Origin of the sequence: Falsihalocynthiibacter arcticus (assembly GCF_000812665.2) — a bacterium.
Classification (GTDB): domain Bacteria; phylum Pseudomonadota; class Alphaproteobacteria; order Rhodobacterales; family Rhodobacteraceae; genus Falsihalocynthiibacter; species Falsihalocynthiibacter arcticus.
Genome location: NZ_CP014327.1, coordinates 943,448 through 968,672, shown reverse-complemented (window position 1 = coordinate 968,672; position 25,225 = coordinate 943,448). Strand labels below are relative to the sequence as shown.

Sequence of the window (25,225 nt, the reverse complement as noted above, 5' to 3'; positions counted from 1 at the left end):
TGGTTTGCGATGGGTGCGGCTTGAATTGCCAAGACAAGAGAGCGGTTGCAAACAGTCCTCTAGCCTGCATAAATGCCTGAAATTCTCTGGGTTTACTGGGGAGGTTCCAATTGATTAAAGGACCACGATGATGGCGAAAACTTCTGTTCTTGACGATATGTTGACCGATATGGAGTCCGCCCCGCAAGAGTTTAAACCGACGAACTTTTGGAACAGTGGCCTCAAGAAAATTGTAGACGATATACAGGAATTTGGGATTTCCAGTTTCCGTACCCATCCCTCTGCGCGCTTCTTTTACGTTCCGGTCTATGCGTCCAATACCTATAGCCGTTGGCGGCATATCCTTGACCCGATCTTGGCTAAATTACCGCCGCGCAAACGCAAGCGCTGGGCCACGAGACTCACGCATTCTGATCGCGCCCGCGCGGATTATCGCTTGTACCGCGCCAGTGAGCGATCGGGTGGTTTGGATCTGGATAAGGTGAGTGAAAGCACCGATGTTGACGGTGAACGTTTTGAATTTGATGGGCGGGCCTATAGTTATCCCATGCTCAATTACATGCGCGCTCTCAACCTTTTGAAGCGCGAAGTCGACACCTCGGATTTTGCAAGCTGTTTGGAAATTGGCGGCGGATTTGGCACGCTTGGCGAGATATTCCTCAAGGCCCAATCCAATGGAATTTATGTGAATGTCGACATCCCGCCCGTTGCTGCCGTTTCGACGTGGTACCTGCAACAGGTCTTTGGGGCGGATCGTGTGTTGGATTATTCCCAGAGCCGTTTGATGGATGAAATTGATCTTGATGACCTGAAAGGTAAGTATAGCGCCGTGGTCCTGTGTCCGTGGCAATTGCCAAAGCTAAAAGGACAGTTTGATCTCTTTGCGAATTTCATGTCGTTTCAGGAAATGGAACCTGACGTGGTGGCCAATTACATATCGATCATTAAGCCACTGATCGCGCGAAACGTATTGGTCCGCAATCATGCGATTGGCAAAAAAGTCGCCGAAAAGAGTGGGGATATCGGGGTTCTTGAGCAGGTCACAACCGGATTTATCGTCGAGAAATTTGATGGTTTTGACGTCTTGGCCCGCGATAGTTTTGTTCATGGCGCCCTCTCGGAGGATGGGAAATACCAGTCCGAAGTTATCGTTTTGGAACGCAGCCCTAAATCCTAAACCGCGCGCCTTGATCACGTGAAACGCTTGTTGTGGACATCGACTTGCGCGAGGTTTAAAAACTTCTAACGCTCGCCTATGTAAAACGAGCAATCAACAACCTCATAAGGGACAAAATATGCTGACCGGCTCTACAATTCTCCTGACTGGCGGAACTGGCTCTTTTGGATCGCATTTCGTTCCTATGACGCTTGAAAAGTACAATCCTAAGCGCATCATCATCTATTCGCGCGACGAGATGAAACAATGGGAAATGGCCAAAACCTATGGCGATGACCCACGTGTGCGGTTTTTCATCGGTGACGTCCGCGACCGCGACCGCTTGATGCGCGCGCTGGATGATGTGGATTTTGTTGTTCATGCCGCGGCCACCAAAATCGTGCCGATCGCGGAATATAACCCGTTTGAATGTGTCAAAACCAACATTAATGGCGCGATGAACGTGATTGATGCCTGTATCGACAAAGGCGTGAAGCGCTGTGTTGCCTTGAGCACGGATAAGGCCTCGAGCCCCGTGAACCTTTATGGCGCGACGAAATTGGCGTCCGACAAGCTTTTTGTCGCGGGGAATTCCTATTCCGGCGCCGACAAATGCCGCTTTTCTGTGGTGCGGTACGGCAATGTTATGGGCTCGCGTGGGTCGGTTATTCCGTTTTTCGATAGCCTCAAAGAAAAAGGATCGCTGCCGATCACCGATCCACGGATGACTCGCTTCATGATTTCCCTTGAAGAGGGTGTTGATCTGGTTTGGCACGCGTTTGAGGATATGGTTGGCGGCGAAACTTACGTGCGCAAAATTCCGTCCATGAACATCCTCGACATTGCATCGGCGGTTGTTCCCGGAGCAAAACAAGAGACCATTGGCATCCGCCCCGGCGAGAAATTGCACGAGCAGATGATCGGTGTCGAAGACGCGCCCCACACGTATGAATACGACAAGTATTTCAAAATCATTCCTGCGATTCACAATTGGTCAAAAGACCCATATCGGATCAAAGACGGCAAAAAAGTTGCCGAAGATTTTGAGTATACTTCGGACGGAAATTCCGAGTGGATGGGCGTCGCGGAGCTTCAAGAATGGATTGCCGCGAACAGTGGTAAAATCGGTAAATTCTAATGATCCCATATGGCCGCCAAGAGATTTCGGATGAGGATATTGAAGCGGTCGTAAGGGTTTTGCGATCAGACTACCTCACGCAAGGCCCCGCCGTTCCAGCCTTTGAAGCAGCGGTTGCCAGTTCCTGCAACGCGGCTTTTGGCGTCGCGGTGAATTCGGCGACGTCAGCGTTGCATATCGCGTGTATGGCGTTGGACCTAGGGCGTGGCGATTGGTTGTGGACCGTTCCGAACACCTTTGTCGCCTCGGCAAATGTGGGGCTATATTGCGGTGCAGATGTTTCGTTTGTGGATACGGATCCGCAAACCTACATGATGTGTCCCGACGCCCTTGCCGAAAAATTGGCTGCGGCGGAGCGTGCTGGAACTTTGCCTAAGGTTTTGATTCCTGTGCATTTTGCGGGGCAAAGCCCAGCGATGGACCGGATTGGGGCGCTTGCCAAACAATATGGTGTGCGCATTATCGAAGACGCATCTCACGCCATCGGGGCCGCATACCAAGGCCAGCCCGTGGGCGATTGCACGCATAGTGATATCACCGTGTTTTCCTTTCACCCCGTAAAAATTGTCACCACCGCAGAAGGCGGGCTTGCCACCACCCAAGACCCAGAACTTGCACGGCGCATGGAGCTTTATCGCTCGCATGGTGTAACGCGCGATCCGGCTTCATTGACCGGTGAAGAGCTTGATGGTCCGTGGGCGTATGAGCAGGTTGCGTTGGGATACAACTATCGCATGACCGAGTTGCAGGCCGCATTGGGCTGTTCGCAAATGACCCGCCTTGCGGAGTTTGTGGAACGCCGAAATCAACTGGCAACGCGCTATGACAGGCTTCTAACGGACCTCCCGCTGACCTGCCCAGCCCAATCGGCTAACGCTTATTCTGCGTTCCATCTCTACCCTATTCAGGTGGACAATCGAGCGGTGGTTTTTGCGGCGCTGCGGGCGGCGGGGATTGGCGTAAATGTGCATTATATTCCGGTCCATACGCAAGCGTATTGGCGCAACCGTGGGTTCAACTGGGGCGACTATCCCAACGCAGAATCCTACTATAAACGCGCGATCAGCATCCCGTTGTATTTCGGTCTAACCGATCAAGATCAGGACCAAGTCGTCTCGAGCCTCTCGGCGGCATTGAATGTCATATAAACCCGTCCTTTTGGCGTATCTTAACGGAATGCCAGATGTTGAGAGCACCTATCCGGTTCTCGCGCGCCTGCATAAGCGCGGCAACGTTGATGTGCGCGCCTTCGTTTACTCGAAACTGTTGCGCAAAGAAAAGCGTCTTACTCAAGCCTTCAACAGCGAAGGTTTCATGCCCGAGCCGGCGTCCAAATGGCGGATGAAACTCTTTTATAAAAGCGACATCAACAAAGCCGATGCAGTTCTTACGATTGCCGATCCAAACTGGGATTCGACCACCCGCAAACAACGCGGAACGCATATTCGCAACACCGGACAGCAGAGCATTTTCCTACAACACGGCGCCTATCAGTTGGGTGTGAATGGGCCGCTTACGGATGGGCCCATGGCGTATTATTCGCAGCGCCTTTTGTTTTGGGAGCCCCTTGGGAAAAACAGAGACCTGTTTGAGCCTGCAAGTGCGGAGCGCGTTCAGGTTGTTGGATTTACGAAGAAAAACATCTTGCCCGCCAATAATTGGGGTCCTGAAGTTGACGACTGGGTCGCCCGATATCCCAAGCGGTTGTTGGTGTGCCAATCCTTCCGTTGGGGCAAAGGGCGCTATTCTGGTGACCATATTTCGCATTTTTATAACCTGATGGATTCCATTCTTACGAACCATCCAGATATGGGGATCATCATTCGGTCCCACCGTGGAAAAGTGCGCAAAAATCACCGTAGTCATGACAAAGCCCTCGCGCAGAAGCATCCGAATGTACTGTTCTCACACTACTATTCAGGCCCCTTGGCTAAGGCGTCCATTCACGACGCGATTGACCTTTGCGACGCGATGATTTCGCCGACTTCAACGACTGTGCTGGATTGCATCTATTCCAGGAAACCTGCTGCCGTTTTTGCCGAAGACGTGGAAATTTTTTCCGAGTTGCAACAGATTTCGGACGCGGAAACGCTGGAGACGTTCGTGCGCTCCCTGTCGGAGCCAGATCCCGTTTATGATTCAATTCGGGCGCGGTTTGGCGCGTTTGACGCCAATTTGAACCGCGCCGCCGAAGCGATTGAAAACCACATGTTTGATGTGCGGGCTGGTTAAGAAAACATATCCCAAGCCAAAGGTTCACCCCGTTTAAGAGTGCGATTTGCCGTTTTGCCAAGGGCGCTGGGCAGGTGTTTGGGCGCGAGGCCCAAACCAGGGCGGATTGATCTTAGATTTGCTTCCGTCAAAACCGCGCCTTCCGCAACGTCTTCAACGATATAAAGCGATCGCCGGAAGGTCGCGTTTGTACCGCCAACGCCTGCACGATCAAAACGTGGTTCGCCCAATGCTGCGTGCGCCATGCGGCAGTCGGCGACCAATTGCGTAAACTCGTCTGGCTCAAGCGAGAAGTCCGCATCTGGTCCGCCGTCGGCGCGCGCGAGGGTCATGTGCTTTTCGATGACGGTCGCACCCCGTGCAATCGAGGCCACAGCGACCGCAGATCCCAACGTGTGGTCGGAAAGGCCAACAGTTACGCCAAAGGCTTTTGCCAGTGCTTCAATGGTTCCGAGACGCATTTCCTCCGGTTTGGCGGGGTATGCTGAGATACAATGCAGGAGGCAAATTTCGGTGGCCCCACCCTCACGGGCGGCGCGTAACGCGTCTTCAATTTCGGCGTAATTGGCCACTCCAGTGGACATGATCATTGGTTTGCCCTGAGCGGCGACTTTGCGAATGAGCGGTGTGTCAACCAGCTCAAAAGATGCGATTTTGTAGGCGGGAACATTAAATCCAGCGAGGAAATCAACGGCGGTGGGGTCAAAAGGCGACGAAAAACAGTGCAGATTATGGGACTTCGCGCGGGCGAAAAGGGCTTTATGCCAGTCCCAAGGGGTGCTGGCCTCCTGATACAATTCATGCAGGCTGCGACCATCCCAAAGCCCGCCTGAAATGCGAAATTCGGGGCGATCAACATCAATTGTAATCGTGTCGGCGGTGTAGGTTTGCAGCTTTACTGCATCTGCACCCGTTGTTGCCGCAGCATCCACCAACGCCAATGCGCGATCAAGATCGCCGTTATGATTGCCTGACAATTCGGCAATGATATAAGGAGAATGCTCCGTTCCAATGGACCGTCCTGCGATTGAAAATTTAGGGTGCATCGCTGTTTTCTCCTTTGACTGGCTGCCAGAAACCCGCGGCCAATTTCACATCGCATCGGTCAAGTCGGAACGCAAGGACTTGAGGATCATCGTCGCCTATTTGACGAAATCCGAACCGCTTGTGCAAGGCAATTGAACGTGTGTTTTCAACGCGGACTTTTGCTTCAAGTGCGATAACATCCCGCCGATCGAACAGAACCTTCAGGAAGGCCGCCAACATACGTTGTCCGGCACCGCGTGGCGGATTTTCCGCGCCCACATAAAACCCCCACGACCAGGTTTTTCCGGCCACGATTTGCGCATTCACGTGTCCTAAATCGCGCGAGCCTTCGCTATAGATCATCCACAGACCTTCGTTTCCGCGCGAGGTTTTCTGCATCCAGCTTTCGTGATCGCTCCAAACAAGTTCATCCGTGTCGAGGCTGGCAGCACGAATATGCGATTGGTTTCGCCACTCAAATAACGTTTTGGTATCGCCCAATTCCATTGGCCTCAGCTTTGCATCAAGCACGTCCATCACGCGTCCAGCCCCCAAACCGTCACACAACCCAGCGGCTGCTTTCGACATATTTTGGCACTTGGAAATTGTCCGGATGAGGGCGTGGTGTAATATGTTGGGATTGCGGGCTTGCTCCAAGGAAAGCGCAGTCACGGCCCCCGCGCGATCAAGGGCGTCGAGCACGGCTTTCTGGTTGTCCGCGGTACAAATGGCCATAGCGGGAAGGCCGAGACAGCAACGCTCCCAGCTTGTCATGCCTCCCGCTCCGATACATAAATCGGCCAGCGCCATGCGCTCGGCCATGTTGTCGGCATCCAAAGCGAGCGTTGCCATTGGACGTGTCGCCAAAAGAGTTTCAACCTCGGTTACGGTTTGGCTTGAAGATCCCATAACCACTTCGACTTCGATATCAGGAAATGCGGCGAGCGCTCGCAGTGCGGGGGGCCAATCCAGAGCCGTCGACCATACCCGGCGCAATAAGGATGCGTGTGACGGTATCATTTCGACCGGCGAGGGCCGTGGGCCGCAATGCAGCGAATTCGGGTCTAAGAAGGGCAAAACTGGCACCTGTAAGTGTGGCATCGGCGGGATTGAGGCGCGCCGTTTCTGACATTCGAGTTTGATCAAGAACACGCTCGGACCCCAACGCGCGGTCATCCAAATCGTCGATCGCCATGAATTGCGCGGTAGACGTCGCGCTTCGAACTTCGTGGGTCCAGCGTGCATCCAGCCCATAGTGATCCCAAATGATCCAGTCGGGGTCGAATTTCTGGGCGGCCTCAGCCGTCGCCCGTGCGTCCTCTTGCCATGAAGTCGCCAGCCAATTGCTGTGGGCAGGGCCCGCCGGGTCATGGGGGGGAGGCGAACTTGGACTGATATCGTGGACCTTGAAGCCAGAATCCCGAACCCGTTGTGACATGGTATTGAGCCTTGCAGCCATAACAAATTCAACGTGGTGCCCGCGCGCCGTCGCCTCGTTCGCCAATGTTAGGCACCGCATGACATGACCGCCACCAATGATCGTATCGCCGTCAGTCCGGATGAGAAGACGCATTTTTCTCCATTTCCAAAAGGGCAAACTGATGCTCGGCGCGACGCCAATCTGTAGGCGTGTCTATGTCGATACACCGTTCCGGCGGCAAAATCACCGAAGCTGCTCCGTCCCAAACGCGCGCGTTTTTATCGAGCCAAGTTTCTGCTCGGGCCCAATAGAACTGCCCCGCGTCAAAGTACGCGGGTTCCAAATCTTGGGAACGCATGGGCATTTTCTCGGGGTTCCTTGCTGCGACTCGCCCTGTTGCATCGATCATTCCATATGCGCGGTCAATCGGCGTGGCATATTCGCCAAGAGACAAAACCCAGTTAACATTCTCGGTCAACTGGTCTTTCCCTCTGGCAAGGTCATTTCCCGAAAGAAAGAGTGCCGTCGGGTATATGCAGCATACAAGTGTTTTTGGTGGGAGGTTCAATTTCTCCACCGCATCACGGATCACATCCGTCGTTCCCGTGAAATCGTCGGCCAAGGTAGAGTCCCGCAAAAAGGGAACTTCGGCCCCCAGAGTTTGAGAGACTCGGGCGATTTCGGCATCATCCGTCGTTACAATAACTCGGTCAAAACATGAACTCTGTTGGGCAGCCTGAATCGGCCATCCGATTGCTGGTTTCCCATGGAAATCAAGAATGTTTTTCCGCGGAATGCGCTTTGATCCACCCCGCGCAGGAAGAATTGCTATGGCCTTTTCGTGCACTGCGAACTTCCTTTGGTTTTAATCTCAAGTCGTTGACAGCAATAGATCATATCCTGTTTCACGGAACAAGGTGCAGAACGCGGGCGCTCAATTGCCTTGGAACAGCGGATGTTTCAGGTATATAGCGTTGAAAGAAAAAGAAGTGATCGCCCCATGTCGCAAGAGAACCTACACGAAACCACGGCTGCTCCAAAGCCAGATGGCCCGTTTCGGGATCGTCTGTTGTTTTGGTTTATTCGGATCATTTTGGCGGTGTTGCACCTCGTGCCCTATCCATTGAGAATTCGAATTGGTGGCTGGTTTTTTAAACATATTGTCGCCCCTGTCGCTGGATACCGGCGCCGAATCCGCGTAAATCTTGATCTTGTGCTCCCTAATATTGATCCCGTCGAAAAAGAGCGTTTAACTCGTGCTGTGCCAGAAAATTTTGGGCGCACGATGATCGAGTTGTTTTCTCCGGGCGAGTTTTTGGAAATTGCGCGGAAAACAACACTCAATGGACCAGGACTTGAAGCTCTTGAAAAGGCGCGCGTATCAAAGCAATCCGCGATTCTTGTTTCGGGGCATTTTGGAAATTATGATGTCGTTCGCGCGAAAATGATTGACCAGGGCTTTGATGTTGGGGGTCTCTATCGTCCCATGAAAAACGCGTTCTTTAATGATTACTATGTGTCGACCATTTCTAAAATCGGGCAGCCTCTCTTTCAGCGTGGGCGTCGCGGAATGGCGCAGATGGTTAAGTTTTTGCGCTCTGGGGGAACTCTGGCGATCTTGATTGACCAGCATATGGGACAAGGTGCACCGCTCACTTTTTTCGGGCAACCTGCGCAAACCGCGCTTTCTGCTGCGCAGTTGGCCCTAAAATACAACGCTGTTTTAATACCCTGTTACGCGATCCGCCAAGAAGACGGGTTGAATTTTCGAATTGAACTTGAAGAACCTGTCCCGATTGGAAGTGCCGAAGAGATGACACAGGCTCTAAATGATAGTCTTGAGAAAAGGGTTCGGGAAAACATGGACCAATGGTTGTGGATTCATCGCCGATGGAAAGCCGCAGGTTCGCCGGAGTAGGGCATTCAGGTGTTTGCTGTCCCGTGATTGATCTAATTCACAATGAACTCCGCATGCAGGGCACCGGCAGCCTTAATTGTTTTTAGAATATCTATAAGATCCCGCGAAGAAACTCCTAAGGCGTTCAACCCTTGAACGACTTCCGAGAGAGAGGTTCCGCCCGACACTTCGGCTAATCCTGTTATTGGATCCTGTCGTACATCAATATTTGTACGGGGAACAACGACTTCCCGCCCATCTGAAAACGGGTTTGGTTGCGCAACGAGAGGTTCTTCCTGAATGCGAATGGTTAGGTTTCCCTGTGACACGGCAACTCTGCTAATTCTAACATCCTCGCCCATAACGATCGTGCCAGATCGCTGGTCGACCACAACGCGGGCTTTTCTTTGTGGCTCCACATCAACGTTTTCTATGCGCCCAATTGCATGAGCTGCGGAGGCCATTTTAGTGGCAGGAATATCAATTTGCACGGTTCCTGCATCCAGCATTAACGCGACCCTGCGACCGAATTCCCTATTAATCGCCCTCTCGATCCGCTCGGCTGTTGTAAAGTCCGGCGTGCGAAGTGCAAGCCGCATTTGTTTGATGGCAGCAAAGTTAAAATCAATTTCGCGTTCAACCCTTCCTCCAGCTGGAATTGTACCTGAAGTAGGTACGCCCCGCGTTATGCTCGCTGACTCTCCTTCTGCGAAAGCCCCTCCAGCAATAATCGAGCCTTGACTGACCACGTAGATTTCACCGTCTGCGGCGTTCAACGGTGTCATAACAAGCGTGCCACCAGCGAGGCTCTTTGCGTCGCCCATTGTGGAAACAGTTACGTCAATCATACTGCCCGCTCTTGCAAACGGCGGGAGGGTAGCTGTTACAAATACACCGGCAACATTCTTAGGTCGGAATTGTTCACCGGTTACATTTACCCCAAGCCTCTCGAGGATGTTTGACATAATTTCTTCTGTAAAGGGAGCGTTTCTTAGTCCGTCGCCGGTACCATCTAGGCCAACAACTAATCCATAACCAACAAGGTCGTTACTTCGGACGCCATCAAACTCAACCAGATCTTTAATCCTGACGGGTGATGCATGGGTGAGGCCGGTTGAACTCACCAGTAGGATAGTAAAAAGTGCCAGAATTCTTCTGATCATCTTAAAAAGTCCACTAGATTTAGGCGCGATAGTCGCGCAGTTACTGTGTAAAGCGTCTCGAGTTGAATTTGCACCGCTTCAAGTTCCGTCGCTGCAGTGTAGGGGTCGGCTCCCAGTACTCTCGTGCGCGCCAAATCCAACGCGTGTATTTCTGTTTCGTTCTGAACGCGCATTTCGTCGATATGGGCTTCGGCAGTGCCCGTTGCTGCTCTTAAGCCTGATATTTCGTTCTCATTTGACAAAAGGGCCTCGCCAGCACTTTGAAGGAGGATTTGCCTTTCGGAGGCGAAGGCACTCATAGTCCCCTCGGAAATGAGAGCCGCGATGGCAAGACCTTTCAATACACCTCGAATTCCGGGATCGGCTGCTGTAATTTCAAAATGTGCTTCTCGCCCCGGACCAATCTTAAATGGCGAGAGTGTGGTCTGTGAGCCCGTATACCCAATTGTCTCGAACCCCCCACCCGCGTCGTCAAACCAAGAATCAATAACTGCAAGCGCCCCGGCCGCCGTTGTTTCGGTTGCAAGAAGTGGTGTTAAATCCGCGAGCATATCGTCCACGGAAGCAAGAGCGGCTGTGTCAGTCGCCCTTCCGGAAAATAGTGCTCGGCCTGTTGTTTGAGTATTTAGAGCGGAAACTACAGACTCGAATTTCTGTTTGATATCGGAGGTGGTGGCGTCAACGAGTTCATTGTTGTTGGTATTTGAGGCCATAAGGAGCGCTGGCGCCGCCTCACCAGTTAACCCTTGAATGAAGCCAAGAACTGACTGCGCATTCTCCACGAATAATGCCGCTTCCGAATTCGCGGTTTTATACGCGCCCAGGGAAGCCGCCGCTTCTTCAATTTCACTTAAACCAGTGAAATCCCCGCGAACAGCCTTGGAGGTATCGGCGACTCTTCCGCTAGAAAGCTCAAGGGAGAGCCTATCCATTTCTGTCTTGAGCTGTGCGTTCTGACGGCTAAGCATGAAAGTGCGCGCTTGATCACCAAATGAGGAAAACATCATATTTTAAAGCCCCATCAATAAGTCGAGCATTTGGTCAATCGACTGAATAACCTTGGCATTCGCGGCATAACTACGCTCAACAAGAAGAAGTTTTTGCATTTCCTGATCGGAGTCGACTCCATATGCCTTCTCCTGCGATTGCAGCGCGGTTGTTTTTGTGGCTGCAAAACTAACGTCACTTTCACGCGACTGTCTTTGCACCCCAATGGACGAAAGAAAATCGGCCGATAGGTCATTCAATGAGCGTGCTGACGACGCAAAACTGCCCGAAGCTGGTGCAATTGGGGAGCGCAGGGCATCAATCATGGCTTGAAGCTTTGACGCATCACCAACCTCACCTGCAGTTACTGCACCAAGACCATCTCTTAAGCGCCACACTTCGCCCCCTTGGGCTGGGTCAACAGATGCTGCTAGCGCCAAACGAGTGGAAAGTGCAGACTCATTCAAGGGGTTAAAGGCTGCCCCAGAATCGGTGAAGAGACCCCCTGCAGTCGTGTTGTCTACAGCAGGGTCGGAAAATCGCTCGACAAGATTGCGTGCAATGGCATCGAGATCTGATTGTGCCAGAACGGCGATTTCATCCCGGACTTCGAACAACGAAGCGAGGGAACCACCATTGATGCTGTTTCGTTCGGCGGTTGTATCAATCGGGTACCCGTTGAGCGAAATCCCCGAGAGCGCCCCTGATTCGAGCGTCATTTGAGGAACGATTGTGCTGACGCCAGCGAACTGAAACTCACCAGCACGGCCGTCAAGGAGCACTGCGCCTCCGGTGGTGAAAAGGGCAACTGTGTTCCTGTCGCGTGCCACCTCTTTTAATGGAACAATTTCGGCAATCTGGTCAATCATGGCCTGCCGTTGATCCATCAAACCGGTGGCATCATGACCAGAAGATGTTTGCGCAAGAATGTGGTCGTTTAGCTCTTCAATCTTTTGTAAACTATCATTGAGAAACGCCACCTGCGCACCAATTTCATGGTCTGCGGACATTCGCATGTTCTGTATGTCATCAGACACGGTTTTGAATTTTTGCGTCACATCATTTGCCGCAATCAAGACGGCATTTAATCGCGGCGTGGAATCCGGCCGACTAGAGGCCTCTATGAGTGCGGTTTCAAGGGCACTGATTTCCTGATTTAGGGAGCCCGCGTCCTCAGGAATGCCAATTGTCCGCTCTAGTTCGCCAAGGAACTCGCTTAATACAGAAGCGTTTCCCAATTCCGCTTGCGCCACCCGACGATCAGAAATGAGGCCGGAGTCAACATTTCGAAATATGCCTTCGATTTGCACCCCAGCCCCATTCCCAGCCAATGACTGGGAAGAGAGCTCGAGTCTGCGGGTTGCGTATCCCTCGGTGAGGGAGTTGGCAATGTTTGAGGAAACGACTTGTGCGGCTCGCGATGAAGCCGAAAGCCCACTCAGAGCGTTCGAAAATGAAGATGTTAAACTCATTGCTTTTCCTCACTCATTTCCCCCGACTATCGCTTAATGTTGGTCGTCTCTTGCAACATTTCGTCGACGGTTTGGATGACTTTCGCATTTGAAGAATAGGCTCGTTGGGTTTGGATCAAGTTCGTGAGCTCGCCTGCGACATCTGTAGTTGAGCCCTCACGCGCAAATCCGGAAACCTCGCCGGTTGGGCCGTCACCAGCATCCCAAAGGAAAAATGAACCTGAGTTTGGCGATACTTGAAATGCTTGATTGTTAAGGGACGTCAAAGCATTAGGGTTTGCCACGTCAACCAAGGGAACCTGATAAATCGTCCGGGTGAAACCTGTATCGTAGGTCGCGTTGATATAGCCATTGGCGTCAATCTCCACTGATGTCAGGTTGCCCACTGGTGAGCCGTCTTTCGTAATGGATGTCGGCGCAAAACTGTCTGAAAGCTGGGTCAAGCCGTTTGGATCCCCAAGCGTTCCAATGGTCATTTCCAAATTGCCACCCGCGACTACGAGGTCCAGCGTCCCATCGGTCGCATTATATGCCCCACCTGAAACGGCAACGACGGATTGCAACGTACCCCCATTTGCGCGACTGTCATCGAAAGTCAGAGTATACTCCCCGACCGTCCCACCAGCCTGTGCCGAGTCCGTAATTAGCATTGTCCATTCGTTTGAGGACCCACTCCCCGGTACCGTTGGCGTGAAAGTTACACCTAGTGTTTCCGAAGTTCCCAAGTTTCCAAAATACTCTACGGACAGCGGCAAGGTTTCGCCGGATGAACCGGCCTCAGTTTCTGTTGCGGGAAGGTTCACACCAAGATTGAGAGCGGTAGTAGGGTCGCCGGCGGACTGGTTTACATTGATGACGACGGGTTCGAGGCCGGACGTCGTATCCCGAGCGAATGTTGGAATTGTACCATCTGCATCTGCAGGCCAGCCCAAAAGAACGAGGCCCGTTTCTGTCTTTAGAACTCCATTTGCATCTGTCCGAAAGGACCCGGTGGTAGTCATCATCATGGGGTCGTCACCAGTCGCAGATATAGAAACCTCCGCAGTTACGGGCAACATACCGCGTCCGGAAACGGCAATATCTAGAGGATGGCTTGTGGCAATGAGAGGACCGCGCTCGTCAATAAGACGACTTGTGGTAGCACGAACGCCCCCTGCGGAATAGGAGCCTGCGCCTGGCTCACCATTAATAACAAAGGATTGAAAAGCCGCAGTCGCACGTTTGTACCCATAGGTACCAGAGTTAGCGATGTTATCTGAAATAGTAGCCAAACGGGTTGCGTTTGCGCTAAGCCCGGCTACGCCGGCACTTAGGGAAGATGATATCGTCATGTAAATGCGCCTTTCTGCTGCACTGACCAATGGTCTACAACGACATCTACATGCGCATGCTTAACGGCCCCCTAACAATTAAAATGCGGTCTAATTTGTTTTTGCGTTCCAGTTTAGTAGTCTGATCGTAGCAAGATGAGTTCCAGCCGATTGTTCCGATAGGACATCGGGTCACGGTCAATGGTTTTTCGGGATGCAAACCCCGTGACGCGTTGCACACGTTTTCCACCCAAGCCTTCTTGTTCCAACAGTTGGCGCATGGCCATGGCACGCGCCGTCGAAATACTCCAAGTACTATCAGTGAGCGCGACGATGGGAACGGCTTGGGTGTGTCCATTCAAGGCAACTTCGTTACGAACCAACTTAAAAATACGCACCATCATGGCTGCAATTTCCTTGGTTATTTCAGTTGGTTGCGAAGTTCCTTCGATGAATAGAGGCTCGCCTGGAATATCAAAAATTTCGATTACCAAACCCTCGTCTGTCAGTCGCGTAAGAACATGAGTAAGCGCTTTGTCTAGGAGAATGCTTTCTCCTCCAGCACCCAACAAAACTTGCTGAGCCTGCTCTAGATCGGCTTCCTCCGCCGCGCGGGCAGCTCTTTCTTCTTCTGATTGCTGGCCGCCGTTTCCGCCGTCACTTTTCCCAGCTTGCTCTAGAAGTTCTTCCGGCAATGGGTTGGATGCACCAACACCGTTGTGTGCCAAAGTTTCTTCGGGAAAGGGGCTATCCCCGCCAAAAAAGCTACCACCTCCACCCGAGTTCCTATTGATTGTAATTGTTGGATTGAAGTAATCAGCAATCGCTTTGCGCTGCTTCTCGTTTGTGGCGCCCAGCAACCACATAAGAAGGAAAAACGCCATCATAGCGGTCACGAAATCGGCGTAAGCCACTTTCCACGCACCGCCATGGTGCCCAGCAGCAATAATCTTCTTGCGTTTAATAATTATCGGACGCTTGCTGTTATCAACAACGCTCATGTCACCACCTCTTATATTCACCCAACCTTTTGATATCAAAGGGGTGTGAAAGTGGCGTTAACCCTTCAAATCCTAACTAATTTTTGGTTTGAGATGCGATTGCAGATCCTGCAGCCCAACCAGACGACCATGCCCACTGGAAGTTGAACCCGCCGAGCCACCCAGTGACGTCGACCACTTCTCCAATAAAATAAAGGCCAGAAACTAAGCGTGATTCCATTGTTTTGGAGCTCAACTGATCGGTGTTCACCCCTCCCAGGGTCACTTCGGCCGTGCGGTAACCCTCTGTCCCCGTTGGAAAAAGCTCCCAAGCGGACAGATAGGTCGCAATAGCGCGCAAATCCACGTCGCTTTGGTCCGCAAGGTTTCCCGTCAGGCGCATTTGGTTTGAAAAATAGTCAGCAAGCCGAGTGGGGAGCACCATGGCCAGAACGTTGGAAATTGACTTTTTCCCGTGCTCCTTGCGCAACGCTCGGAGGTCTTCAAAAAGAGTCCGTTCGGGTAGGATATGCACGTGGATAGGGTCTTTTTCATTCCAGTAACTGCTGGCTTGCAGGATGGAGGGTCCGGATAACCCACGGTGTGTGAAGAGTAAGCCCTCACTAAAGCCAGTGCCATTTGCTGTGACGCGCGCGGGCACTGAAAGACCAGGAAGCGCGCTAAAATCCTGTTTGGTATCCTCACCAAACGTTAGCGGCACAAGGCCGGGGCGTGTTTCAATGATCGAATGGCCATACTGCTCTGCAATTTGATACCCTATACCTGTCGCACCCATCTTTGGGATCGATTTTCCGCCAGTTGCCACGACGACGGAGGATGCTTGGAGCGTGCTTCCATCGTTTAAGACGAGATCAAAAAGGCCATCGGAGTGGCGCACCGACGTCACAGAAGTTTGGAGTCGAAGCTCCACGCGCTCCTTTTTCATCATCCGCAAAAGCATCGCGATGATATCTTTCGCCGTATCATCGCAAAACAACTGCCCAAGCGTTTTTTCGTGCCATGAAATGCTGTGCGTGGAAATTAACTCAATGAAATCCCACTGTGTGTAGCGTTTTAAGGCGGATTTGGCAAAATGGGGGTTTTGCGAGATGAAATTCTGAGGGCCACAATGGAGGTTCGTGAAATTGCAGCGTCCCCCGCCGGATATCCGAATCTTCTCACCCGCAGCTTTTGCATGGTCAAGGATAAGGACAGTTTTGCCGGTACTCGCCGCTTGGGCCGCACACATCATGCCGGCAGCGCCCGCCCCCATGACGATTACATCGAATTTTGAAATGCCACTCATGCCTTGCTGAACCACAGCTGCCCATTCAATGCAAGGGGATGCTTAACCAATAAAGAGTTGGGTTAAGTAGATTGAGCCACAGTGGGACCCCTTTGGATCGACGGCTGCGCCCGTAGCGGTCAAGCGCATTCTGTTGCTAATGACGTTTTTACGGTGGTTGGGCGACTCAATCCACTGGCGGGTGGCCTCACGCGCGAGACTTGCATAGCTATACGGATGCAGCGTGTTCCCTTTGCCGTCTGCAAAGTCGCAGGTCGCCATATTCTTTACAAAAAACGGGCCGCCGGTCAGTTGATATCGGTACATTCTAATAATGTTTTCGGCACCAGTTTTGAGCTTGATCCCCGACTTCGTAATGCGAGCTTGCGTAGAGTTTTGCCCCCTAACATTGGACTTGTGTGATAGCGTGCTGTTCTTCGCCATCCACTTTGAGTGTTTCGTCGCAGGTTTTGTGAGCTTAGAGTCGCTTGATAGCGCTGGAAGTCCTGAACGACAGCGCGCGTAGTTCACTTCGATAAGGACGGCGTTGTTTAACAAGGATTCGTTGATTTTTCCGGTCGCGGGTATCGCTTTATTCGATCCCGCAATGAGTGTCCGTTCGCAGGCGGCTTCTGCAACGCTTGATAGAAAAATTACGCTGACAACGAGGCATAAGCTACGGGCGATACTTCTCATATTTAAGCTCCTAAACTGGTTTCAAGGTCAAACCGCCTAAATTTCCTGCATCTATTTCGTAAGTGCAGCAACGCCGACTACGGCGCCAAATAAGCCAACAATCGAGCTTGCCGCTGTGACAACTGATTCGGTTGCAAGCACAACATCACCGGGAACGATTTCGAATTTCTTAGCGCCAAATAACCCTTCTGCAGAAGTCAGGTCGATGGAAAACACGATTTGATCGCGTGTAGGGCCCATTCCATCCAAACGGATCGCGGAGGTTGGATAGTTTCTAAGTACAAGAATTCCCTCTGGATCAGCTCGCAGATCGTTCAATCCACCCATCATCGCGATCGCGTCAAGCGCGGTTATGTTGTCTTTGCTGAAATAGATAGTTGCCTCATTCTTTGATGCCCCCATTCCTACAAAATAGCGCTTTTCTTCGTCGACAATAACCTTATCCCCGCCACGCAAAGTTGTGTCACGGCTTGGGTCCTCATAGAGGTTATCAAGGGAAGTTCCGTAGGTCGTGTTATTGCGAACGAGGCGAATTTGTGGATTTCGGACACCACGGTCAACCCCGCCGCCTGCGGACAGCAAGCTGAGGACGGTGAAGTTGCGATCTGGCAATTGGAAGCTTCCGGCCTTCATAACGCCGCCCACGAGGTCAACGGAATTCTTGCGGCCTGACACATGGACGAGTTGAACCTGAACGGCGGGAATAAGCGTCTCGATCTTGACTTGCAATTCCTTTCGAGCGCCCTCTGGGGTGAGGCCCGTAAGCAATACGTCCCCAACATACGGGACATAAATGGTGCCGCTTGGCGAAACAACGAGACCTGCGAGCTCAGTCGCTTTTTGCCCATCGGTGCTCAAAAGGGAGTTCTCTCCACTGTCCCAAATCCGGAGGCTCACAATATCACCTGCCGCAATGATAGGGCTAGCGGGTCCCGCCTGGTGTGAGATCCAAGGATATGTTTTTGAAGACTGATTTCCCGGCCACTTAGCGAATTGCGTTAGGAAATCTGGTGATATGACATGCAGGGCGAAAGGGGAATTTGCATCTCCAGCGCCACTAATCACCTCGCTCGAAACCGCGGCACCCCTTGGGAGTGAGCAGGCGGCAATGCCAAGTCCTGCTACGAGTGCGAAGATTAGGTTTGTCAGCCTTGTCATTTTTGGTCCCCTAAGACCAGATTCTCGCACTATCTTGTGCCAAACCCGAAGAAAATTTTAGTTTCACACAAGATACTGTGTGCAGGGGCAAGGTCAATCATACATTTAATATATGGCAATATTTGTCGGCATAAAGCGATCCTCGAAGTGTGGTGGAGTACATGAAAAATACCCTAGAGGCCAAAGCCTAAGAATTTGCTAGCAATTTTGGAACAGGTCACTTCCGCTTTTGGGAAATGCATCCGAACGGTTGAGGTTGACGCATAAATACTGCAAAATAAAATCGGAAAACATATGCGCGCGGTCCTGAAGACTCTCTTCATATTATCGGCGCAGGAGATTGTGTGTGACTTGGCAGAAACGTAGTTTGGACATTTTTCTCGCGTGTGTGGGAATTCTCTTTTTTGCCATACCCTTTGCGGTGTTGTTCTTGTTTCTTATGGCTGTCCAGGGGCGGCCAATTTTCTACCTTTCGGAGCGCATGAAGTCCCCAAACGAGGTTTTTTTACTTTGGAAATTGCGCAGCATGGAAATGTCAGCGGTAAATTCTGGTGTGACCGGTGGCGACAAACGGGCGAGATATACGCGGTATGGCAAACGATTGCGCCGTCTAAGGTTTGACGAAATTCCACAGCTTTGGAACGTGCTTAAGGGGGATATGAGCCTTGTTGGGCCGCGCCCACCCTTGCGGCTGTATGTCGAAGACTTTCCCGAACTTTATCGGCAGGTTCTCGCCTCTCGGCCCGGAATTACGGGTTTGGCCACGCTTACATATCACCAGCATGAAACTGAAATGTTAGTAAAATGCTCGACAGCCGAGCAAACCGATAGCGTATACCGGCGCCGCTGTATTCCCCAGAAAGCGCGTCTAGATTTAATCTATCAAGCGCACCAATCAGTGTGTTTCGATCTGGAAATTCTAACCCAGACGGTTGGAAAAGTTTTTTCCGTACGCAAGCCAAAAGCTCGAAAATAGTCTGAAAACAAATGGGTGCGTAGAAAATAAAAAAGCGGACCTCATTACTGAAGCCCGCTTTTGGTGAAAGCCGAGGTATCAAAACTATGACACCCCGAAATTCCAGTTCACAGAACGACTTAGGTGTCGTCGTTGTTGCTTGCTACAACCGCAGCAACGGCTACGAGGCCGAGCAATGCGAGTGGTAGCCAGTTATTGCCTTCTTCTTCAGCAATGAAGACGTCTGGCATTGGCTCGGAAACAACTACTTCAGGGCTGCCGGCGAATGCTGTAGTGGCGGAAAGCGCCAAAACAGCGGTGAGTGCTGTGATTTTTTTCATGTTAGCTCCATTAATATATGCACGTACGCGAGAAAAGCATATCGTGGCTTGGGTTTACGGTAAAGTTATATTCCGTTGGTTACTCTAAAATTACTAATAGTGACACATAACCAACAGTTTCGGATACGAATTGGCGGGATTGACGAGTGATACCACTAGAATCGAGCCAATAGTCGTTTTTGAATCCAATTTCTCCAGCAACACACGATTCTTTATAGTGTTTGGTGGCATAGGATTTGTTTAAAATTTGCGTGGTTTCGGCCCCCACGAACGTCCACGAACATTCAGCCTGAAGTGGCGCCACTTGATCATCGCCATCAAGATAATAGTGCGTGCGGCGATGAGACCCTGAACTTTGAATTGATGCGGGAACGCTCGCGGACACCAGATCGGCGCCAAGCGCTTTCGTACCGGTAACAAAGGGCCCCTTGAACGTATAGGAGGCTCCATTTTTGGTGCGCCAGGTTTTATAGGGCCCATTTTGTACCTGAAACGAGAGGAAAGCCATGCCTTCCATTTTCTCGACAAGAACAATAATCAGCGGTTTGGTGTTCGTTTCGATCCATGAAAGGTCGCCTTTGGCCGGAGAAGAGGATGTCGCCGTTGCTGCATCTTTGCTCGGTTTGGCCGAAGACATATATCTGCCTTTTAAGTCGCTATAAACCGCCGTACCTATGGTTTCGTCACGCTCTTCAGAGCTACAAGCAGCCACAGCCAATAAGCAGGCGGCAAGTGTTAACTTACGAGTAATAGTCATCACCGCCAGACTCTCCCTTGGCCATCTCGAATCGCGGCCGCATGATTGACACGAATACGGTCATAAAGACGGTCGTTGACGATGAGTTGAGCGCCGCCATCCCGTGACAAGACTTGCAGTGCAACTTCCTGAACGCGACGCGAAGGTTTGCCTGTGAGCCAGCTTTGGGGGATTTCAAGGATGACACCTTTATCAAAGGAGCCTTCGCCATAATCTTCGGCGCTTAAATCAGTAATTGTTGCAAATGCCCCAACGCGCCAGCCGTTTGTAAATTCGCGGCGCACGGTAAAGGTTCCGCCCACATCCCCCGCCAGATACTTTCCGGCGCTGAGTTGGAAATCAAATCCACTTGCTTCGTGTTTGTAATACATCGAGGCATGACCGGTTGCGACGCCGTAGTCTTGGAAGCCGAGATAGGAGTCTGTTTCGCGTTGAACGACATAGTTCGCCTCAATACCAAAGGCGAAGGGCTGATTAACAGGCATCCAGAGCAGCTCGGATGAAATGCCGCCGAACATACGTTCGAGGTAACCCGCGCTCACGCGTCCATAGATCTCTTCCGTTGGTTGAAAGAAATACCCCAAAGTAAGATACTGCAGGGAAACAGGGCTGAAGCTCTCGTAAAGGTTGGCATCGCTGCGCACAGGTTGGATGGCGGATGTTGAAGGAGATTCATCCTTGCCAAGTGTACCAATCAGCTGGGCTTGGATCGATCCAGATAATTCCAAACCGGGAGCAAGGAACTGAAGCGTCGTGGCTTCAATACCTGCGCCCCAGCGAATGGGGTCGTCTGGATCGAACAGGCTGAAATCCATGTAGGGGTCAATAGCCCATTGGAAATCCGGATAAACCCCAGGGGCATAAATCAGGTTGGCGGGTTTCGTGGGGACAATGTCTTCAATGACTGCACTCGCCATTATGAGCGCTTCGCCATTTGGCGCAGTTGAGAACTTCTCAACGTCGCTCCGTTTCAATTTAACAACCGAAGTCGCAAGCCCGTTGACCATATTCACAATCTCAAAGGTTTCGACGGAGGGCGGCATAGTCCGAGTCAGTGCGCGGGCTGTGCGGCCAATTGCTTGGGCGCTATTGATGAATGTCTCGTTGCGAATGCGCACTTCAACCGATGTGCCGCGCATTGCAACAGCTTCCATTTTGACGTCGTCGAACTCCATGTGTTTTTGGAGGTTTTGTGCCAGAATTTCCTGAGATCCGGGTTCTGTCATCCAGATAGTCGAATATTGCTCCGGGTCGTCAGCATAAACAGGACGAGGTTGCACGGCCAAGGGGGCAGGACCATAGCTCCCCAAAACCGCAGGGCGCTTGGGGCTGAATTTCATCGAGAGGCTTGCTGCGAGTTCGGATCCATACATATAATATACGCCAGCCGATATGATATCGTTGAAGCGATATTCGGCGCCGAAATTAAGGGGTGATTTACGGTCAAACAGGTCTTTTTCGCCAGCTTCAAGGGTGTAGTCGTCCGAGGAATACTCTACTTTGAGCGAGAGTTTTTCTGTTGGCCGATACTCGACGCCACCGAAAACCGACATTGGGCCGCGGAAATATTGATTGGTACTAAAGGTACCGCCCTGGCCAACATCAATTGGCGGACGGGTGCCAAACGGGGAGCCAATTGAGTTGTAAGAACCAAGCCGGCCCCACCCCAATCCAATTGTCGCCCGTATTTTTGGCGAGAAGTTTTTCGTGGCGGCAATGTATTCTGCGGAGTAAATTCCTGTGCCAGCGACATCCATGATGCCAACGGTCACTGCGGGCAAATACTCGGTTTCCGTCAAAAATTGATAGCGTAAATCAAAACTGCGGTCGTAATATGTTGGATACTCAATGGTGTTCCAATTATCGATCCGAGAATACCGAAATGTTCCAGATAGGCGCTTGGTTATTTGGAAAGTGCTAGACGCGCGCGTGCCCCCCGCAAAGGTCGACATTGTCACTGCAAGTTCGGCGTCCGGCATTGCTTCGCCTGACGGCATGTCGATGAGGCCTGCAATGCCGGCCAAGTTATAGGATGCGTCAGAGGCCGCAGTCGGAACCGCCAAAACAAGAGAAGCAATGCAAAGACTCGGCGCGGTGCTGCGCAGGGCGAGTCCCCGATAGCTTACTTTGTTTCTTTTGTGGCCCAGCATAAATCCTACCCGTCTAGTGTTGTTCATGGTAAAACATACCGTGAATCGTGGGGCAAGTAACAATACCCAACGGCCTTCGCTATAAGCAACAATCGTCTTGTTTACATCACATTTCGACTGCGGGTGGGGAGGCGGCTTCGGCATAACCTTCGACGCATCCATATAGAATGTCCAAGGCTGCATTCCGATCGGTGGTAGCGATCGCGTGGCGCAAGGCCTTGAGGGCGGCGGCCACTTCGAGTTCGGATAATGATTCTTCGCGCGCACAGAAAATCTTGGCATGGGGAGTCGTAATATTGCCCTCGCCAAGCAAAAGCTCCTCGTGCATTTTTTCGCCTTGGCGCAGGCCTGTCGTCAGAATTTCAATGTCCCCGTCTGGGTTTTCTGCCGTTTTGACTGTACAACCGCTGGCTTCAATCATGCGCCGCGCAAGGTTCAGAATTTCGACGGGTTCGCCCATATCCAAAACATAGACTTCGCCACCCTGCGCAAAGGTTCCCGCCATAAGAACAAGACGACTGGCCTCCTGAACCGTCATAAAATAGCGCGTGACTTCACTGTGGGTCACCGTCACAGGACCCCCGTGCGCAATTTGATTGCGAAAGAGCGGAACAACCGAGCCTGACGACCCTAGAACATTCCCGAACCGAACCATTGAAAAGACCGTATTTGAGCGCGAGGCTTGATCCTGAACGACCAATTCGGCCATCCGCTTGGATGCACCCATAACATTGGTTGGGCGCACAGCCTTGTCTGAGGACACAAGAATAAACCGTTCCGCGTTGGCGTCATGGGATGCTTTCGCGAGAGTCGCAGTTCCAAGAACGTTGTTTTCAAGTCCTGCGAGGCTGTTGATCTCAACCATAGGCACGTGTTTGTACGCCGCGGCATGAAAAACGACATCAATCTTATTTTCAGCGAAAACAGATGCAACCAATCTTGGATCGCTCACGGACCCTAGAACGGGTTTGACCTCGATTCCAAGTTCGTTGGCGAAACTCGAAATGTCCATGTCCGCGTTGTATAAGGCAAATTCACTGCTATCCAAAAGGATGATCTGCTTGGGCCCACAGGACAAAAGCTGGCGGCAGAGTTCAGAGCCAATTGTCCCGCCTGCGCCTGTGACAAGGATATTTTTGCCACGATAATTGTCCCCAAATTCGGTCACTTTGTGGTCGACTTTGGCCCGACCAAGTAGCTGTTGATGGTCACTCAGGGAGAAGACTTGCCCCATTTCCTCATCGCCAATCAATTCGGCAAAGTCAGAGGGTGTTAGGACTTCGAGACCAAATTTTTCAAACCGTCGAACAATGGCAACTTGCCGTGCAAACGACAGGGACGGCATGGCAAGGATGACTTTGTGCGCCTGCTTTATCTTGGCGATATGCGGAATTTGGGAAGGGCGCGCAATCGGGATGCCATCAATGGCAACGCTCTGAATGGCGGGGTTGTCGTCGGCGTAGCTTAGAATCTCATAGTGTTCTTTACTTTGGATCGCTTTGGCAAAATTCATACCTGTCTGGCCCGCGCCATAGATAATGAGGCGTTCCCGAGGATGCCCCGCGAGATAAATCATCTCGAGGATTTTTAGCATCATCACGCGGCTTGTGACCGCAAACAACAAGTAGCTATTCCCAAAAACCATGATAGTTCCCAGGGGATACTGCAGGCCGAAAAGCTTGCCAGTTGCCATAAAGGCAAGCGACAAAAGTATGGAAAGCTGGACAGTCTTACCTGCTGCGCGAATTTCGTAATCGCGAAGCCGAATGTTTGGTATTTTAAGATAGGTCGTAAATAGTGCCGCCAAGCAAATGAGAATTACCGTCTGGGCAATGATACTTGTGTTTGAGCCAAAGGGTTCAGTGGGTGTAGATTGAACGAGAAGAGTAAATCCAAGTGCGACTGGAAGGAGTGACGTGTCCACAAACAAAAACACAAAACGTTTCTGCGCGCGTGTGAGTTTTTCAATTCTACCAAGCAATGACACTAAAATGGCCTCTTAAAACTTTTTCCAAGCGTTAAAATTGAAGGCCGGAAATGGCATACTTCAATACGTTCGCTCGGTCCCCACCGTGGGCCGCCAAAATTTCAGCGGCAATAGGTACGGGATGCTAGTGAGAAAAGAGGAAATCCGCTAGCTTTTTGATGCGGCAAGCAAAAAGACGCCGACATCGGGCTAAAATTAGCACAGATTTAGCCCGAAAATGGCTCAGTTAGTTTTGTTTCTGCTGGCTTCGACCATTTCGATCATTGTCGGCATTTCAATCATGCCGGGCGCCAAAGCGTCACCAATCACAAAAGAGGGTGTTCCCCCAAAGCCAAGAGTTTTCGCAAGCGCATGAGTCGTTTCAATGTGTTCGTCGACCTCGGGCGCATTCATATCTTCTTTCAAGCGATCTAAATCTAGACCAATGCTTTTGGCAATCTTGAGCACGGACTTCTCGTCGAGCCTGCCGCGTTGCTCCATCATCTCCCAATGGAATTCCTCATATTTTCCCTGCTCGCGGGATGCCAATGCGGCGCGGGCGGCATATACTGATCCTTCACTTAGGATGGGCCACTCGCGGTAAACGACGCGTACATTTGGGTCGTTGGCGATCAATTCCTCAACGACATCGGCCGCTTTTTTGCAGTAGGGGCAATTGTAGTCAAAAAATTCGACCACCGTCACATCCCCATCAGGGTTGCCCAAAACGGGCGCATTCGGGTCTTGTTCCAGCATTTGACGTTGCGCTGCGAGGGTCTCAACTGCGGCGGCGGCCTCGGTTGCTTGTTCTTGCTGTTGCAGTAGAATGAGAGCCGAACGAATGACGTCAGGGTTTTCCAGGATTGTTTGAAGAACAAGCTCTTTAATTTGCTCTTCGGTGAAATCTTGGGCTTGAGCCGCTGGAACGAATCCAAGAAAAGTAATGAGGACAGTGGCAGTGATACGGCTCAGCATGTTGGGATCCTTTGAAAGATAGTGTTGCAGCCCCTTAAAGGCGGTTTGATAAATGTGCGCAAGCATTTGTGGCGAATTTGCTCGTAAACTCACCGTGAGGCAACCCAGCGTCCCTCGTTAAGATGTCGCGTTTCCCATCGTTTGGTCCCTGTGCCATATGT

The 25,225-nt window shown here is 51.5% G+C and carries 23 protein-coding genes; 6 read left to right on the top strand and 17 right to left on the bottom strand.

Going from position 1 to position 25,225, the window contains the following annotated elements; genetic code table 11:
- Nucleotides 1-130 precede the first annotated feature (130 nt).
- From RC74_RS04830 to RC74_RS04815, 4 genes are all read left to right on the top strand, one after another.
- Entirely contained in the window at nt 131-1,177 is a 1,047-nt protein-coding gene (locus RC74_RS04830; protein WP_062628142.1) for a putative sugar O-methyltransferase, read from the top strand.
- A 118-nt stretch (nt 1,178-1,295) separates the two neighbouring features.
- Nucleotides 1,296-2,294 (top strand): UDP-N-acetylglucosamine 4,6-dehydratase (inverting), encoded by a 999-nt coding sequence (pseB, locus tag RC74_RS04825; RefSeq protein ID WP_039002383.1) that lies wholly within the window; start codon nt 1,296-1,298, stop codon nt 2,292-2,294.
- Nucleotides 2,294-3,442, top strand: coding sequence for a UDP-4-amino-4,6-dideoxy-N-acetyl-beta-L-altrosamine transaminase (pseC, locus tag RC74_RS04820; protein WP_039002384.1), 1,149 nt, complete (start codon nt 2,294-2,296; stop codon nt 3,440-3,442). The genes pseB and pseC overlap by 1 nt, the downstream gene beginning before the upstream one ends.
- Complete coding sequence (locus RC74_RS04815; RefSeq protein ID WP_039002385.1) at nt 3,432-4,526, top strand: glycosyltransferase family protein; 1,095 nt, start codon at nt 3,432-3,434, stop codon at nt 4,524-4,526. Before pseC ends, RC74_RS04815 begins: the two co-directional genes overlap by 11 nt.
- On the opposite strand, the gene pseI is transcribed toward RC74_RS04815, so the two are convergent.
- Genes pseI through pseF form a run of 4 tightly spaced genes read right to left on the bottom strand, consistent with a single transcriptional unit; the run spans nt 4,523 to nt 7,819 of the window.
- Nucleotides 4,523-5,572, bottom strand: a complete 1,050-nt coding sequence (pseI, locus tag RC74_RS04810; protein ID WP_039002386.1) for a pseudaminic acid synthase — start codon at nt 5,570-5,572, stop codon at nt 4,523-4,525. The two genes, RC74_RS04815 and pseI, sit on opposite strands and share 4 nt — an antisense overlap.
- On the bottom strand, nt 5,562-6,461 hold the full coding sequence (locus RC74_RS04805; RefSeq protein WP_062628141.1) for a GNAT family N-acetyltransferase: 900 nt from the start codon (nt 6,459-6,461) through the stop codon (nt 5,562-5,564). Before RC74_RS04805 ends, pseI begins: the two co-directional genes overlap by 11 nt.
- A 19-nt stretch (nt 6,462-6,480) precedes the next feature.
- Nucleotides 6,481-7,125 (bottom strand): hypothetical protein, encoded by a 645-nt coding sequence (locus RC74_RS22480; protein ID WP_062628140.1) that lies wholly within the window; start codon nt 7,123-7,125, stop codon nt 6,481-6,483.
- On the bottom strand, nt 7,103-7,819 hold the full coding sequence (gene pseF / locus RC74_RS04795) for a pseudaminic acid cytidylyltransferase (protein WP_039002387.1): 717 nt from the start codon (nt 7,817-7,819) through the stop codon (nt 7,103-7,105). The genes RC74_RS22480 and pseF overlap by 23 nt, the downstream gene beginning before the upstream one ends.
- Before the next feature lie 153 nt (nt 7,820-7,972).
- On the opposite strand from pseF, the gene RC74_RS04790 reads away from it, so the two are divergent.
- Nucleotides 7,973-8,890 (top strand): lysophospholipid acyltransferase family protein, encoded by a 918-nt coding sequence (locus RC74_RS04790; protein ID WP_052274850.1) that lies wholly within the window; start codon nt 7,973-7,975, stop codon nt 8,888-8,890.
- A gap of 32 nt (nt 8,891-8,922) precedes the next feature.
- Here RC74_RS04790 and RC74_RS04785 read toward each other — a convergent pair whose 3' ends face one another.
- The 8 genes from RC74_RS04785 to RC74_RS04750 form a co-directional block, all read right to left on the bottom strand.
- Nucleotides 8,923-10,032 (bottom strand): flagellar basal body P-ring protein FlgI, encoded by a 1,110-nt coding sequence (locus RC74_RS04785; protein ID WP_039002388.1) that lies wholly within the window; start codon nt 10,030-10,032, stop codon nt 8,923-8,925.
- Nucleotides 10,029-11,039, bottom strand: coding sequence for a flagellin (locus RC74_RS04780; protein WP_039002389.1), 1,011 nt, complete (start codon nt 11,037-11,039; stop codon nt 10,029-10,031). The genes RC74_RS04785 and RC74_RS04780 overlap by 4 nt, the downstream gene beginning before the upstream one ends.
- A gap of 3 nt (nt 11,040-11,042) precedes the next feature.
- Nucleotides 11,043-12,491, bottom strand: a complete 1,449-nt coding sequence (gene flgK / locus RC74_RS04775; RefSeq protein WP_039002390.1) for a flagellar hook-associated protein FlgK — start codon at nt 12,489-12,491, stop codon at nt 11,043-11,045.
- Between the two features lie 26 nt (nt 12,492-12,517).
- On the bottom strand, nt 12,518-13,822 hold the full coding sequence (locus RC74_RS04770) for a flagellar hook protein FlgE (protein WP_039002391.1): 1,305 nt from the start codon (nt 13,820-13,822) through the stop codon (nt 12,518-12,520).
- Nucleotides 13,823-13,935: 113 nt separating this feature from the next.
- Nucleotides 13,936-14,802, bottom strand: a complete 867-nt coding sequence (locus tag RC74_RS04765; protein ID WP_039002392.1) for a flagellar motor protein MotB — start codon at nt 14,800-14,802, stop codon at nt 13,936-13,938.
- 76 nt (nt 14,803-14,878) lie between these two features.
- Nucleotides 14,879-16,087, bottom strand: a complete 1,209-nt coding sequence (locus RC74_RS04760; protein WP_039002452.1) for a BaiN/RdsA family NAD(P)/FAD-dependent oxidoreductase — start codon at nt 16,085-16,087, stop codon at nt 14,879-14,881.
- A gap of 42 nt (nt 16,088-16,129) precedes the next feature.
- Nucleotides 16,130-16,762 (bottom strand): CAP domain-containing protein, encoded by a 633-nt coding sequence (locus RC74_RS04755; RefSeq protein ID WP_039002393.1) that lies wholly within the window; start codon nt 16,760-16,762, stop codon nt 16,130-16,132.
- Between the two features lie 51 nt (nt 16,763-16,813).
- Nucleotides 16,814-17,659 carry a polysaccharide biosynthesis/export family protein gene (locus tag RC74_RS04750; RefSeq protein WP_169798713.1) on the bottom strand — a complete coding sequence of 282 codons (846 nt, stop codon included), beginning with the start codon at nt 17,657-17,659 and terminating at the stop codon, nt 16,814-16,816.
- A 607-nt stretch (nt 17,660-18,266) separates the two neighbouring features.
- Here RC74_RS04750 and RC74_RS04745 point away from each other — a divergent pair.
- Entirely contained in the window at nt 18,267-18,896 is a 630-nt protein-coding gene (locus RC74_RS04745; protein ID WP_039002395.1) for a sugar transferase, read from the top strand.
- 119 nt (nt 18,897-19,015) lie between these two features.
- Here RC74_RS04745 and RC74_RS04740 read toward each other — a convergent pair whose 3' ends face one another.
- From RC74_RS04740 to RC74_RS04720, 5 genes are all read right to left on the bottom strand, one after another.
- On the bottom strand, nt 19,016-19,216 hold the full coding sequence (locus RC74_RS04740) for a hypothetical protein (RefSeq protein ID WP_039002396.1): 201 nt from the start codon (nt 19,214-19,216) through the stop codon (nt 19,016-19,018).
- Nucleotides 19,217-19,295: 79 nt separating this feature from the next.
- On the bottom strand, nt 19,296-19,973 hold the full coding sequence (locus RC74_RS04735) for a YjbF family lipoprotein (RefSeq protein ID WP_082802190.1): 678 nt from the start codon (nt 19,971-19,973) through the stop codon (nt 19,296-19,298).
- Nucleotides 19,973-22,123, bottom strand: a complete 2,151-nt coding sequence (locus RC74_RS04730) for a YjbH domain-containing protein (protein WP_052274844.1) — start codon at nt 22,121-22,123, stop codon at nt 19,973-19,975. Before RC74_RS04730 ends, RC74_RS04735 begins: the two co-directional genes overlap by 1 nt.
- A 106-nt stretch (nt 22,124-22,229) precedes the next feature.
- Nucleotides 22,230-24,110: a polysaccharide biosynthesis protein gene (locus tag RC74_RS04725; protein ID WP_236940027.1), complete on the bottom strand. Its 1,881-nt coding sequence runs from the start codon at nt 24,108-24,110 to the stop codon at nt 22,230-22,232.
- A gap of 222 nt (nt 24,111-24,332) precedes the next feature.
- Nucleotides 24,333-25,064 carry a DsbA family protein gene (locus RC74_RS04720; RefSeq protein ID WP_039002455.1) on the bottom strand — a complete coding sequence of 244 codons (732 nt, stop codon included), beginning with the start codon at nt 25,062-25,064 and terminating at the stop codon, nt 24,333-24,335.
- Nucleotides 25,065-25,225 lie beyond the last annotated feature (161 nt).